Origin of the sequence: Uliginosibacterium aquaticum, assembly GCF_012972705.2 — a bacterium.
GTDB lineage: Bacteria > Pseudomonadota > Gammaproteobacteria > Burkholderiales > Rhodocyclaceae > Uliginosibacterium > Uliginosibacterium aquaticum.
Genome location: NZ_JABCSC020000003.1, coordinates 318,701 through 332,089, shown reverse-complemented (window position 1 = coordinate 332,089; position 13,389 = coordinate 318,701). Strand labels below are relative to the sequence as shown.

Genomic DNA, 13,389 nt, shown 5'->3' with positions numbered 1-13,389 from the left:
CTACCCCGATGCCGGCATTCGAGCCACGCTATCTTCGCTTCGAGCACAGTCCGCGTGCCCTGCCCGGCAGGCCGGAGCTGCTCGACTACTGGCACAGCATCCGCAGCCGCAAATGGCAGGTGCTGGCGGCTGGCGCCCTGCTGGCGGTACTGGCGGGCCTCGCCAGCCTGCTCATGACGCCGCTGCACGAAGCCGAGGCCCTGCTGCTGATCGGCGACAACCCGGGGCAGCTACTGGCCCTCGACGATCTCAGCGAAGTGCAGGGCGGGCGCAGTCATTTCGTAACCCAGGCGGAATACCTCGGCTCGCGCAGCCTGGGCCTGCGCGTGGTGGACAGCCTCAAGCTGTGGGACGAGGCCGAGTTCGATCCGCGCCGTGCCCGCCCCGGCCTGCGCGCCCGCCTGCTGGGGCTCATCGGCAAGACCCCGGAAGCCATCGAATGGACCCCTGAACTGCTCGCCGAGGCGACCTGGCAGCACTATGCCAGCCGCTTGCAGGTGGCGCCGGTGGGCAAGAGCCAGCTGCTGGCGATCCGCTTCTATGCGGCCGATCCGGCGCTAGCCGCGCGGGTGGCCAATGGCGTGGTGGACAACTATCTCGGCGCCCTGCTCGAAACCCGCATCCTGAATGCCGAGCAGGCCGGCGAAGTCCTCAGCCAGCACGAAGCACAGCAACTGCAGAGCCTCAAGTCCTCGGAACGCGCCCTGCAGGCCTTTCGCGAACGACGTGGGCTGGTGGATCTGGGCGGCAACGGCCAGGCCCTCGTCGCCCAGCGCATCACCGATCTGGGCATCCAGCTGGCCAGCGCCCGCAGCCGCCGGATCAGTGCCGAGAGCGCCTGGGAACAGGCCCGCACTGCCGCGCCCGACGAGCGTGCGCGCCTGCCCGGTGTGCTGGGCAATGCCGATGTGCAGAGCGCGCGCGGCGTAAGCGATCTGGCCCGCCAGAATCTGGCCCGCCTGCAAGAGCGCTACGGCAGCGAGCATCCGCGCCTACGCGAAGCCGCGGCCGAGCTGGCCTCCGCCGAGGAGCGCCTGAACAACCTGATCAGCGTGGCCCTGGCCGGGCTGGAGGCGGACGCCCAGCGCGCCCGTGCCAGCGAACGCATGCTGCAGGCCGAACTCGACAGCGCCCGCGCCGTGGTGCAGCGGCTCAATCGCGATGAAGCGGCGCTGGCCGCGCTGGAGCGTCAGGTCGCCAGCGACCGCAGTCATCACGCGCGCTTCAGCGTGCGGAACAAGGAAGTCAGCGCCCAGCACGATCTGCGCGGCGATCCGGCCCGCCTGATCCAGTCGGCAAGCCCTCAGCTGCGCCCGGTGAGCCCGAACCGGCCACGCCTGATCCTCGCCGCTGGTGTGCTGGGCCTGCTGCTCGCAGCGCTGTTCGCCATCCTGCGCGATCGCCTGGCGCTCGGTGTATTCAGCGCCAGCGAGGCCGAGCGACGCTTTGCCCACCCGGTGCTCGCCGAACTGCCCTGGGTGTCGCTGCCCTGGGTCCGCAGCCTGGCCACGGTTCAGGTGGACGCACCGTTGAGCCGCCTCGCCGAGAGCATCCGCAGCCTGCGCTCAAGCATATTGCTGGCCGATCTGGACCTCAGCTGCCGGCGCACCCTGATCACCTCCAGCGTCGCCGGTGAAGGCAAAAGCACCATCAGCGCCAATCTGGCACTCGCCATGGCGCAGACCGGGCCGTGCCTGCTGATCGATGCCGACCTGCGCCGCGCCGGCCTGACTGAACAGCTCGGCGTTCAACGCGAGCTGCCGGGCCTGGGCAATCATCTGCAACTGGGGGTAGCGGTGGAACGCTGCATCCATCGCCTGATCGGCAGCGATCTGGATGTGATGCCGGCCGGCCTGCCCCTGACGGAACCGCTCGAAGCGCTGCAATCGCCGCGCATGGTGGAGCTGCTCGCGCAGCTATCCACCCGTTACGCCAACATCATCATTGATTCACCACCGCTGGCACCGGTCAGCGATGCGCTGGCCCTGGCCCCGCTGTGCACCCGCTGCCTGCTGGTAGTGCGGGCCCGCGACACCGTGCACCCGCTCTCAGCGCGTTCGCTGCGGCGCCTGCGGCGTGCGCGCGGGCGCATCCTCGGCCTGGTCTTCAACAACGTGACTTCACCGCCCGGCCCCACCGCAAGCGGGCTGGCCATGCAGCCGGCGATCAGCGAGGCCTGAGCGGCTCACCCGCGGCGGAGCCTCAACCGCCCAGCATCCTAGAAACGGAAGCTCGCGGCCAGCCCGAAGGACGGCGTGTTGTCCATGTACTGGGTGCTCACATCGTTGCCATCGCGATCTTCAACCTTGAGGCGGCCATTGAGCATCATGCCGGCGTAGGCATCCAGGCTGAACACCGGCACCGGCTTCCAGGACAGGTGCAGGAACACCGGCACATAGCTCAGCTGACCGACACCGCCGGCCGAGAAGGCATTGTCTTCGGCGAGGCGGAAGCGCGAATTACGCCAGGAGCCGCCCAGGCCCAGTTCCACGCCAGGCGTCACGCGATAAGCCAGCTCGAGGCCAGCCGGCCCGGACAGGCCCAGGCCCAGCGGGTTGAACAGGCGCCATTGCTCGTTAAAGCGCCAGTCGACCATCACGAAGGGGAAGAACTCGGTGTCCTTGTCCAGGGTGCGCGAGGCTGTCAGACCGAAGCCGATGCGCTGGCCCTGACCGAACTGCTTGTTGGCGCCCGCGATCAGACCCCAGGCCAGCGAATCGCTGCTCTTGGCATCCTCCTCACCGGCCCATTCGGCGCGCGGCGTCAGCATCATGCTCCAGCCGTCCGACAGGCTGCGGCTCAGCGGCAGGCCCAGCGACAAGCGCTGCACATCCTGCCAGGGCGCGGCACGCGTGCCCTCGAAAGACCAGAATTCGTGATCGCCGCGCAGCTGCAGGCCCAACGTGGTGCCGGCGCCGATCGCTGCGGTGTGGGAGAAGGACAGCTGGGTGTTTTCCACCGAAGTCGAGCCCCCCCCGGACAGGTTGGCTTCATTCAGGTGGACCTGGCCCAGCGACACGCTGGTGCCCGCCATCTGGGCCTGGGCGCAGGCGCCCCACAACAGGCAGGTGGCGGCGAGAATCTTGCGGACGGTCATGAGCAGCTTTCGGGGAAAGAGAGGGAGGACGGCGTTAACCGGGCGTGTGACACAGGCTGGAGAACAAAGTTCATTGCCCGATCATGCCCGGACGAGCCGCTTCAGGCCAGCTCGCCAGAGCAGCGGCCCACCACGCCAGACGAGGCCGTGCCTGTTCGGGCGCCAGCGGCCGAATCCGGCCTTGGAAAAACAGCTCCGGCGCGAGCTTGTCATGGCGCACAAGTCGGAGTCACGAAGGCGGTTTGGGCCACATGGGCTCCCCGCCAACTCGGCCCCCGGCGGAAAAGGCCGGCCCTGCAAAAGCAGAATTTTCAATTTTCAGTAATTCCTGAAACTTGTGATAGGCTTGATCCAGATCAATAAACAACAGAGAGCTGGACATGACTCCCCTTGTCCGCAGTTTCGTTTCGCACTTCGGCGAGATGGGTTCCCGCTGGGGCATCAACCGCACCGTGGGGCAGATCTACGCGCTGATCTACGTCTCCGCCGAGCCGATCAATGCCGACCAGATCGCCGAGGAACTGGAGTTTTCGCGCTCCAATGTCAGCATGGGCCTCAAGGAGCTGCAGGCCTGGCGGCTGGTGCGTCTGCGCCATTTTCCGAACGACCGGCGCGAGTATTTCGAGGCCCCCGGCGACGCCTGGGAGGTGTTCCGCACGCTGGCGGAAGAGCGTCGCCGCCGCGAGATCGAGCCAACCCTGTCGATGCTGCGCGCCGCGCTGATGGACGACGCTGCCAGCGCCGAGGATCGCCACGCCCAGGAGCGCATGCGCGACATGCACGGCCTGATCGAGCAACTCACCAACTGGTTCGACGATATCCAGCGCCTCGACAGCGCCACCCTCAGCAAGCTGATGGGCATGGGCTCCACCGTCCACAAGCTGCTCGACTTCACCGACAAGATCAAGCGCGCCACAGGCGCCAAGCCACGCACTTAGCCCCGTTTCAGCGCAGCACAGAGAACCGACATGGACGCCCTCGACCCCCTCCTCCTGGCCCGCCTGCAGTTCGCGGCCAACATCAGCTTTCACATCCTGTTTCCCACCATCAGCATCGCCCTGTGCTGGGCACTGCTGTTCTTCCGCTGGCGCTGGATCCGCAGCCGCGACACGGCCTGGCTGGAAGCCTACCGGCTGTGGACCAAGGTCTTCGCGCTGACTTTCGCAATGGGCGTGGTCTCGGGCATCACCATGAGCTTCCAGTTCGGCACCAACTGGCCCGGCTACATGCAGCGGGTCGGCAATATCGCCGGACCGCTGCTGGGCTACGAAGTGCTCACCGCCTTCTTCCTCGAAGCCACCTTCCTCGGCGTGATGCTGTTCGGCCATGACCGTGTATCCGAGCGCCTGCACCTGGCCGCCACGGCGCTGGTGGCGCTGGGCACCACGGCCTCGGCGTTCTGGATCCTGGCCCTGAATTCCTGGATGCAGACGCCGGCAGGCTTCTACGTCGAGGGCGGCCAGTATCATGTAGCGAGCTGGCTGGAGGTGATCTTCAACCCCTCCTTCCCGTATCGCTTCGGCCATATGCTGCTGGCTTCCGGCCTCACCGCGGCCTTCCTGATCGCCGGCCTGTCGGCCTGGCAGATCCTGCGCGGACGGGCCAGCGCCGCTACCGGCGTAGCGCTGCGCACCGGTCTCTTCGCAGCCGCGCTGCTGATCCCGCTGCAGATCCTGCTGGGCGATCTTCACGGCCTCAACACTCTTAAGCATCAGCCCCAGAAGATCGCCGCGATCGAAGGCGTGTGGCAGACCGAGCGCGGCGCACCGCTGCTGCTCTTCGCCCTGCCGGATGAAAAAACCCGCAGCAACCATTTCGAGATCGGCATCCCGAAGCTCGCCAGCCTGATCCTGACCCATGACATGGCCGGCGAGATCCGCGGGCTCAGTGAGTTCGAAGGCCGCCATCCGCCGGTAGCGCCGCTGTTCTGGGGCTTCCGGATCATGGTCGGGGTGGGCGTGCTGATGCTGTTCGCCAGCTGGGCCGGAGTCTGGGCGCTGCGCCGCGCCGGGCGTGCCGAGGCCCTGCCACGCCCCTTGCTGCGCCTCCTCGCGGCGATGAGTTTCTCCGGCTGGGTCGCGACCCTCGCCGGCTGGTATGTCACCGAGATCGGCCGCCAGCCCTGGCTGGTGTTCGGCGAACTGCTCACCGCCGATCTGGTCGGCCCGGCCCCGGCCGCCACCATCGCCATCTCGCTCACGGCCTATCTGATCACCTATGCGCTGCTCCTGGCCGCCTATGTCAGCGTCCTTTTCTACATGGCCGGCAAAGCCGGCCAAGCCGCAGGAGATGCAGCATGAATTTCGATCAGTTCCTGCCCGTATTCTTCTTCGCCGTGCTGGGTGTGGCGATGCTGCTGTATGTGCTGCTCGACGGCTTCGATCTCGGCGTGGGCCTGCTCCTGCCACTGGTCGAGCGGGCCGAGAAGGACGCCATGATCGCCGCCATCGGCCCCTTCTGGGACGCCAACGAAACCTGGCTGGTGCTCGGCGTGGGCATCCTGCTGATCGCCTTTCCGCAGGCCCATGGCCTGATCCTCGGAGCGCTCTACCTGCCGGTCACGGCCATGCTGATCGGCCTGATCCTGCGCGGGGTGGCCTTTGATTTCCGCGTCAAGGCGCGCGACCAGCACCAGGGTCTGTGGGACCTGGCGTTCTTCGCCGGCTCGCTGACCGCCTCCCTCGCCCAGGGCTGGATGCTTGGCCGCTACATCAGCGGCTTTGCCGAAGGCGCCGGGCCGCTGGCGTTTGCCGGGCTGATCGCGCTGGCCCTGCCGGCCGCCTATGTGCTGCTCGGCGCCTGCTGGCTGCTCCTGAAGAGCGAAGGCGCACTGCAGGAAAAGGCGCAGCGCTGGGGCCGGCGAGCCCTGCTGCCGGTGGCGCTGGGGCTGATCCTGATTTCGCTGGCCACGCCCTGGCTCAGCGACACGGTGCGGGCCAAGTGGTTCGCAATGCCGGTCTTCCTCGCCCTGCTGCCGATTCCACTCAGCTGCGGCGCGGCCCTGCTGGGCCTGGGCTGGGTGCTGGGGCGGCCCAGGGTGCGTGAAGAGTTTGCCTGGCTGCCCTTCGTGCTGAGCATCTTCGTGCTGCTGATGGGGTTCTTCGGCCTCGCCTACAGCCTCTATCCCTACATCATCATGGACCGCCTGAGCCTGTTCCAGGCCGCGGCCTCCACCCCGGCGCTGACGGTGATCTTCATCGGCACGGTGATCACCGTGCCGATGATCCTGGCCTACACCGCCTTCTCCTACTGGGTGTTCCGCGGCAAGAGCAGCAGCCTCAGCTACGGTTGATACGGTGACAGACTGCAGGAGTGGCCGACGCCACGCCTGCCTATGCCCGAATGCCAGATGCACTTACAGATGGATGCCGCCTGAAGCTTCCACGCGCTGGCCATTGACCCAGCCGGCTTCGTCCGACAGCAGCAGCGCCATCAGGCTGCCGATGTCGTCGGCTTGGCCGACACGCCCCAGCGCAGTCTGGCCGGCGATCATGGCATTCAGCTGCGGGTTGTTGCGCACGGCAGCACCGCCGAAATCGGTCTCGATGGCACCCGGCGCGATCACATTGGCCGCAATCCGGCGTGGCCCCAGCTCCAGCGCGAGGTAGCGCGTGAAGACTTCGATGGCCCCCTTCATGGCTGCATAGGCGGCATAGCCCGGCAAGGAGAAGCGGGCCAGGCCGGAGGACACATTGAGGATGCGGCCGCCCTCGGCAATCAGCGGCAGCAAGCCCTGGGTCAGGAAGAACACGCCCTTCAGATGCACATTCACAAGCTGGTCGAACTGCGCCTCGCTGGTCTCGGCGATGCTGCCATACACGCCCATGCCGGCATTGTTGAGCAGGTAATCGAACTGACTGCGCTGCCAGTGCGTCTGCAGTGCATTGCGCACCTCGGCGATGAATGCCGGGAAGCTGGCGACATCGCCAGCCTCCAGTTGCAGGGCCACGGCATGCGCGCCCAGCGCCTCGATCTCGGCCACCACGGCCTGCGCTTCGGCCACCTGGCTGCGATAGGTGAGGATCACGTCGACGCCGCGCGCGGCAAGCTTGAGGGCGGCGCTGCGACCAAGGCCACGGCTGCCACCGGTAATGAGGGCGATCTTGCGAGTCATGCTGAGCTCCTTGAGTGGGCTTGGCTCGGGTTGAGCCAGTGAAGCCAGTCTATTAACCAGGACCTCCGCGATAAACACCGCAAAAATGACTAAACTGTTCGCATTCCACGAACAGTGAGTCGGGACATGAATCAACTGGACGCCATGCGTATCTATGTGCGCGTTGCCGAGCTGGCCAGCTTCACGAGCACCGCCGAGCAACTGGGCCTGCCCAAGGCCAGCGTTTCGGCCGCCGTGCAGCAGCTCGAGAACCTGCTCGGCACCCGCCTGCTGCACCGGACCACGCGCCGCGTCCAGATGACCCAGGACGGCCAGGTGTTCTACGAGCGCAGCCGCGACATGCTGGCCGACATGGAAGAGCTGCAGGGCCTGTTCCGCGCCGGCCCCACGGAGCTGCGCGGGCGCTTGCGGGTGGACATGCCGCAGGCTGTCGCGCGCGATCTGGTCATCCCGCAGTTGCCGGCCTTTCTCGCCGAGCACCCGGGGCTGGAGATCGAGCTCTCTTCCACTGATCGACGCGTCGATCTGGTCCGCGAAGGTTTTGATTGCGTACTGCGGGTGGGCACCCTGAGCGACTCCAGCCTGATCGCGCGGCCGCTGGGCCACTACCGCATGGGCAACTTCGCCAGCCCGGCCTACCTCGCCCGCTACGGCACGCCGCACACGCTGGCCGAGCTGGCCGGCCACCAGCTGGTGAATTACCTGCCAACCCTCGGCGCCCGCCCGGACGGTTTCGAGTATGTGGATGCGCAGGGCCACACTCAGAGCATTCCCCTGCCCGGCGCACTGAGCGTCAACGCCACCTTTTCCTACGAAGGCGCCTGCCTTGCGGGCCTGGGCATCATCCAGGTGCCGCGTGCCGGCGTGCGTGGTCACCTTGAGGCCGGTCGCCTGATCGATATCCTGCCGGCCTTCACGGCGCCGGCCATGGCGGTCTCCCTGCTCTACGCCAATCGCCGCCACCTGCCGCGCCGGGTCCAGGTGTTCATGCACTGGCTGGCCGGCCTGATGGCCGAAAGACTGGCGGCCGACTGATCCAGCGCAAAGCTTGCAGCGCGCCACCAGACTGACACTAAAGTCGTAGCAGGCAGGGTCGATATATCTCCCGGCAGCGGCCAATGTGCGCGCAGCCACAAGCCCCCGCCAGATCGCCAGAGCGGGTGACGACAAGAACGCAGGACGAGTTGCAGACGGGGGGAAAGCGGCGGCCGGGGCCAGCCGCTTTCGGCAGCAATGAAGGAAAGCATCAACTATTGGACGGTGGCTTGCCACAAGCCGCAGCAGGGCAACAAGATGCGTCGCCTGAGCGACTGCCGCTTCATCTCGGTCAGCGGCGAGGTGCGCGACTACTCTGCCCACGCCATGATCGACAACGCCCAGGTCGCGCTGAACTTTGCCGAAGCGATCCGGGCCGAAGGGCTGCCGGCATCACTGGCGGGGCAGCAACTGGTGGTCGAGCCGGTGCACATCCTGATCTGTCCGCAGGAAAAACGTCGCCTGCTCAAACGCATCGAGGAACAGTCCAAAGCCGTCGATGGTTTCCTGACCCGCCGCGCCCTGGCAATGCTTTAGAAGCTGTTCACGATCTGTCGCGAGAGGCCGTCAGCAGAGTGAAGAGCCGCACAGGAACCAGAGTTTATGTTGATAAATGAGGATTCCGAGCAGCGCATGAGCCCTGATCACGGCCTCGCAGTAAGATCGCGAACAGCTTCTTAGGGTCGCCTTCAGCCGGCCGGACTAGGACTGAAAAGAGGCCTGCGGCTCAGCCGCTGCGACGCACCCACAACGGTGTTCGGCCCCCTCCAGGGCCCGAACGCCTGCTTCAGGATGGGCGCGCCGCCCTGTGGCAGAACGCCCGGCCGCCTCACAGGCGGAACTGGGCGACCAGCGCCTGCAGTTGCTGCGAGAGCTGATGCAGTTGCGCGGCATTGCCCGCGGCCGACTGCACGGCCACGTCGGTCTCGGTGGTCATCCGCGTCACCTGCTCCGCCGCCCGCGCCATCTCGTTGGTGGCGGCCGACTGCTCGCGGGTGGCCTCGGCAATGTCACGGATGCCACGCACCACCTGGTTCATCTGCGCATCGATGCCGCCCATGCGCTGCGCGACCTGGTGCGAGGTGCTGACGCCCTCCACCACCGAGCGCCGCGTGCTGTCCATGTCATCGAGCGCCGAAGCGATCTCACGGTGATTGGACTCGATGAGCTGGCCGATCTCCACGGTGGCCTTGCCGGTGCGCTCGGCAAGCTTGCGCACTTCATCGGCCACCACGGCAAAGCCCCGTCCCTGTTCGCCCGCGCGTGCCGCCTCAATGGCCGCATTCAGGGCCAGCAGATTGGTCTGCTCGGCAATCTCCTTGATCACGCCAATGATGCTGGTGATCTGGGTGGAGCTGGTGCCAAGGCGGCCGAGCGTGGCCGAGAGCTGTTCGACCGAGCCGGAGATGCGGTCGATGCCGGCCGCCAGTTCATCCACGGCGGCAGCCGATTCCTGCGAGATGCGACCCGTGTTGATGGCGGTCTGTTCGGCTTCCTGGGCGTTATCAGCGATGTGATTGATGCTCACCGTGATTTCTTCGATCGTCGCTGCCGTCGAGGTCGACAGATCTGCCTGCTTCACCGAATCGGTCGACAAGGTGCGGGTCGCCTGCTCAAGGCTGTGCACGGCGCTCCCCATCTGGGTGGATTGCTCGCGCACGGCGAGGAACATCTCGCGCAAGCTCGCAGTGAAGCGGTTGAAGGCCTCCGCCGTGAGGCCGATTTCATCGCGATGCGCGATCGGCAGGGTGCGCGTCAGGTCGCCGCCGCCGGAGGCTATCTCGATCAGCGCATCGCGCAGGCGGTTGAGGCCTCCCAGCAGACGTGCCAGGGCCAGATTCGCCACGCCTACCGCTACGCCGCCAAGGATCACGCCCAGCGCCAGCAGCAAGACCAGCATGCCCTTGAGCGGCGCGAAGATCTTGTCGCGGTCGATCACCGTTCCCAGCAGCCAGTCCGTACCGGCGACCGGCGTGATGCTGACGAGGCTGGCACGGCCATCGATCTGCATCTCCTCCAGCTTCCGGGCGCCGGCAAGGCGCAGCAGGTCCTCGCTCGCCAGCCCCGGCAGAATCTCGCTCACCGGCTTGAGCGTGCTTTCGCCGGCCGGGTGCGCCACGATCTTGCCGTCACGCGTCACGAGGAAGGCATAGCCCTCGCCGTTGAGCTTGATGTCCTGGGTCAGCTTGATGATGTCTTCGAGCGCAATATCGCCGCCCACCACCCCCACCACACTCTGATTCTCAAGCACCGGCGCAGCGAAGGTCACGCCGAGTTTCTTGGTCGACGAGAACACGTAAGGCGCGGTGAGAACGGCCGTCTTCTCCTCGCTGGCCTTCTTGTACCAGGCGCGCGAGGTCGGGTCATAGCCTTCGGGAGGCTTCTTCTCCGGGTTGTGATAGTGCATGCGCTTGTCGGCAAAGCCCGCGAAGGTCTGGTCAAAACGCCCGCCCTCCTTGCCGATCTGGAGCGGCAGATAGGGTTCGGTGCTGCTGCTGACATGGCTGGCCGCGGCCTGGATCGCATCGCTGCGCTGCATGGCCCAGCGGCTCAGCGCCTCGCCACTGCCCACCACCGCAGCCTGGATCTCGCGTTCGACCCCGTTGGTGATCTCGTCCTGCATGCGCAGATAGGCCGCGGTGGACAGGATCAGGATGATGGCCGTCACCAGTGCGGTGACGAAGAGGATCAGGCGGGAGCGGAGAGTCATGGCTGTACGCGGTGAATTGAACATACGGGGAAGCATGTATTCACGGCAGCACCTCATCCTGCCTTGAGCAGAATCGTCGCCTTTTTTGGCTCCCGATCCTCCCCCCACAGGCCAGCGCCGCGCAATTGCGCCGCATGAGCGAGAATGCAGCCCGCGACTTCTCCTCCCGGACACCATGAACCAGACCCCGCCCCTCCCGCCGGACAGCCTGCAAGCCTGGTCCGCCCGCCCGCTGAGCAGCGCCGAGCGCAAGGGCTATCTCGATTGGGCGCTGGATTTCTTCACTGACGAGACGGTGGCGCAGGACCCCTTCGTCGACATCACCCTGCAGCTGGACGTTACTGAAGCGCATGCCGCCTATCGCGCGCAAGGCCTTGCCGGCCTGAGCTTCTTTTCCTTCCTCATCTGGCATCTGGCCCAGGCGATGCAGGGCCAGCCCGATTTCCAGCTACGCCGGTTTCATGCCGAATGGTGGGTGCTGGAGAATGCCCCGATCGTGGTGCCGGTGGCCATCGGCGGCGCCCAGCGCTTCACTGAACTGCTGCTCGAGAACACCACCCGCCTCAGCCTTGCCGACTTTGCCGGGCACTATCGCCAGCAGCTCGACGCAGCCCGGCGTGGCGAACTGCCGCGCCTGCCAGAAACCACCTTTCTCGCGGCCTGCTTCATCGGCAATCTGCCGCAGCTGCGCTTCAGCGGCCTGAGCCTGCACTGGCGCCAGAGCCGGATCCAGTGTCAGCCCGGCTTCTACTTCGGCCAGCGCTACGAGCAGGGCGGCCGCCTGCTGATCCCGCTGGCCGCCAAGCTGCACCACGCCTGCACCGATCCGCATGTGCTGAATGCACTGATCACGGATTTCCAGCAGCGCTTCGCCTGAGGCCGCAGAATCCGTCCGAAAGGCGGAAAAATTCCGCTTTTGGGCCTCATTGCGCCGCATGTCGATGGCTTGAAAACGATATATTCACGGCAAACACCGAATCCGTCAGTGCCCGCCGGAAGCACCTGCGCAGGGCATCTCGACTTCTTGAGCCAGACAGGTCTGCACATGCCCCAGGAAAAGACGCTTTACGATTTGCTCGAAGTGAGCCAGAGCGCTTCGGCCGATGCCATCGAATCCGCCTATGAGCGCCTGAAAGCCAGGTATCTGGAAGGCAAGCTGAAGTCGGACACCCTGGATCCGGATACCCACTTCAATCTGATCAAGGACGCCTGGCAGACCCTCTCCAATCCGCAGCGCCGTGAGCGCTACGACGCCCGCCGCAATCCGCCTGCACAGGAAGTGGCCTACAGCTATGCACCGGTCGAAGCAGAAGCAGGCATTGGCAATGGCCTCAAGTGGGCGGCCGTGATCCTGCTGGCCATCGGCGTGGGCAGCTACTTCTACTTCAACCACAAGGTCGAACTCGAGCGGCAACGTGTGGCCGCCGAAGTGCTGAAGCTGGAACAGCAAAGGCTGGAGGACGAAGCCCGGGCACGCACCGAAGCCGCAGAGCTGGCCGCCCAGCGCGATGCGCGCCGCGCTCAGGAACAGGAAGAGGCGCGCCGCCTGGCCGAGCAGCGCCGCTTCGAATCCGAAGCCCGCAGCATCAGCCGGGAAGTGGACCGCAACCTCGCCAGCCAGGAGTCCCAGCAACGCCGCGAAGAACTCGCCGCCCAGCGCTCCCAGCAACGCCTCCAGAGCGAGCAGGAATCCCTGCGCCGACGGGAAGAAAGCGACGCCAGAAATCGCCTCGCCAAGGAGCAGGCCTATCTGCGCCAGCTCGAGCGGGATAACCGGCGCACCTCGGGCGGCATCCCGAGCAGCCAGTCCTCATCCTCGCCCTACGGCTATTACCCGCGCTGAGTGAAGGCCAGACGGGCGCGCGAGCGCGCCCCTTGCCTGCCTATACCCCGATATCCTCGTTCCACAGCTCCGGGCACGCCGCGATGAACTCGCGCATCAGATGCACGCAGCGTGCGTCCTGACGCACGTCCACCTCGACCCCGCGCGCGCGCAGCCAGCCTTCCTCGCCCATGAAGGTCTCGTTCTCACCCACGATCACCTTCGGAATGCCATACAAGGCAATCGCGCCGCTGCACATCGGACAGGGTGAAAGCGTGGTGTAGAGCACAGCCTCGCGATAGACACGGGCCGGCAGGCGGCCGGCATTTTCCAGCGCATCCATCTCGCCGTGCAGGATCGCACTGCCCTGCTGCACCCGGCGGTTATGCCCGCGGCCGATGATGCGGCCCTCATGCACCAAGACCGAACCGATCGGAATGCCGCCCTCGGCACGCCCCTTCTCGGCCTCTTCAATGGCGGCCTGCATATAGATGTCCATGGCAATTCCTTTCACGCTGCGGGGCTGAAAAACCTGCTCACGGAATGATTGTGCCGCAGCCTGCTCCGGCTGTGCAGCAGATCGACGCCAGCGCATCCTGCGCTGCATGCAG

Annotated in this window: 12 protein-coding genes; 8 read left to right on the top strand and 4 right to left on the bottom strand. The window is 66.0% G+C overall.

Annotation, left to right across the window (positions count from 1 at the left end; genetic code table 11):
* Window positions 1-8: 8 nt before the first annotated feature.
* Entirely contained in the window at window positions 9-2,180 is a 2,172-nt protein-coding gene (locus HJ583_RS12875; protein WP_170022300.1) for a GumC family protein, read from the top strand.
* Window positions 2,181-2,218: 38 nt separating this feature from the next.
* On the opposite strand, the gene HJ583_RS12870 is transcribed toward HJ583_RS12875, so the two are convergent.
* A complete protein-coding gene (locus HJ583_RS12870; protein ID WP_170022299.1) occupies window positions 2,219-3,097 on the bottom strand; it encodes a DUF6268 family outer membrane beta-barrel protein in 879 nt (292 codons plus the stop codon).
* A 380-nt stretch (window positions 3,098-3,477) separates the two neighbouring features.
* Between HJ583_RS12870 and HJ583_RS12865 the strand changes: the two genes are divergently transcribed.
* The 3 genes from HJ583_RS12865 to HJ583_RS12855 are packed head-to-tail and all read left to right on the top strand — an operon-like array spanning window position 3,478 to window position 6,389.
* Window positions 3,478-4,035: a GbsR/MarR family transcriptional regulator gene (locus tag HJ583_RS12865; protein ID WP_170022298.1), complete on the top strand. Its 558-nt coding sequence runs from the start codon at window positions 3,478-3,480 to the stop codon at window positions 4,033-4,035.
* A 30-nt stretch (window positions 4,036-4,065) separates the two neighbouring features.
* The gene (locus HJ583_RS12860) at window positions 4,066-5,397 is read left to right on the top strand and encodes a cytochrome ubiquinol oxidase subunit I (RefSeq protein WP_170022297.1); all 1,332 of its coding nucleotides are present in this window, start codon (window positions 4,066-4,068) and stop codon (window positions 5,395-5,397) included.
* Window positions 5,394-6,389 (top strand): cytochrome d ubiquinol oxidase subunit II, encoded by a 996-nt coding sequence (locus tag HJ583_RS12855; protein WP_170022296.1) that lies wholly within the window; start codon window positions 5,394-5,396, stop codon window positions 6,387-6,389. Before HJ583_RS12860 ends, HJ583_RS12855 begins: the two co-directional genes overlap by 4 nt.
* Before the next feature lie 63 nt (window positions 6,390-6,452).
* Here the strand turns inward: HJ583_RS12855 and HJ583_RS12850 are convergent, their stop codons facing one another.
* Window positions 6,453-7,211 carry an SDR family NAD(P)-dependent oxidoreductase gene (locus HJ583_RS12850; protein WP_170022295.1) on the bottom strand — a complete coding sequence of 253 codons (759 nt, stop codon included), beginning with the start codon at window positions 7,209-7,211 and terminating at the stop codon, window positions 6,453-6,455.
* Between the two features lie 126 nt (window positions 7,212-7,337).
* Here HJ583_RS12850 and HJ583_RS12845 point away from each other — a divergent pair, with 126 nt between their 5' ends.
* Together HJ583_RS12845 and HJ583_RS12840 are read left to right on the top strand one after the other, a co-directional pair.
* Window positions 7,338-8,246 (top strand): LysR family transcriptional regulator, encoded by a 909-nt coding sequence (locus HJ583_RS12845; protein ID WP_170022294.1) that lies wholly within the window; start codon window positions 7,338-7,340, stop codon window positions 8,244-8,246.
* A gap of 198 nt (window positions 8,247-8,444) precedes the next feature.
* The gene (locus HJ583_RS12840; protein WP_170022293.1) at window positions 8,445-8,783 is read left to right on the top strand and encodes a hypothetical protein; all 339 of its coding nucleotides are present in this window, start codon (window positions 8,445-8,447) and stop codon (window positions 8,781-8,783) included.
* A gap of 292 nt (window positions 8,784-9,075) precedes the next feature.
* On the opposite strand, the gene HJ583_RS12835 is transcribed toward HJ583_RS12840, so the two are convergent.
* A complete protein-coding gene (locus tag HJ583_RS12835; protein ID WP_170022292.1) occupies window positions 9,076-10,956 on the bottom strand; it encodes a methyl-accepting chemotaxis protein in 1,881 nt (626 codons plus the stop codon).
* 175 nt (window positions 10,957-11,131) lie between these two features.
* On the opposite strand from HJ583_RS12835, the gene HJ583_RS12830 reads away from it, so the two are divergent.
* Both HJ583_RS12830 and HJ583_RS12825 read left to right on the top strand, forming a co-directional pair.
* Window positions 11,132-11,833, top strand: a complete 702-nt coding sequence (locus HJ583_RS12830) for a CatA-like O-acetyltransferase (protein ID WP_170022291.1) — start codon at window positions 11,132-11,134, stop codon at window positions 11,831-11,833.
* A gap of 168 nt (window positions 11,834-12,001) precedes the next feature.
* Window positions 12,002-12,799, top strand: coding sequence for a DnaJ domain-containing protein (locus HJ583_RS12825; protein WP_170022290.1), 798 nt, complete (start codon window positions 12,002-12,004; stop codon window positions 12,797-12,799).
* 40 nt (window positions 12,800-12,839) lie between these two features.
* Here the strand turns inward: HJ583_RS12825 and HJ583_RS12820 are convergent, their stop codons facing one another.
* Window positions 12,840-13,277 carry a nucleoside deaminase gene (locus HJ583_RS12820; protein ID WP_101940736.1) on the bottom strand — a complete coding sequence of 146 codons (438 nt, stop codon included), beginning with the start codon at window positions 13,275-13,277 and terminating at the stop codon, window positions 12,840-12,842.
* Window positions 13,278-13,389 lie beyond the last annotated feature (112 nt).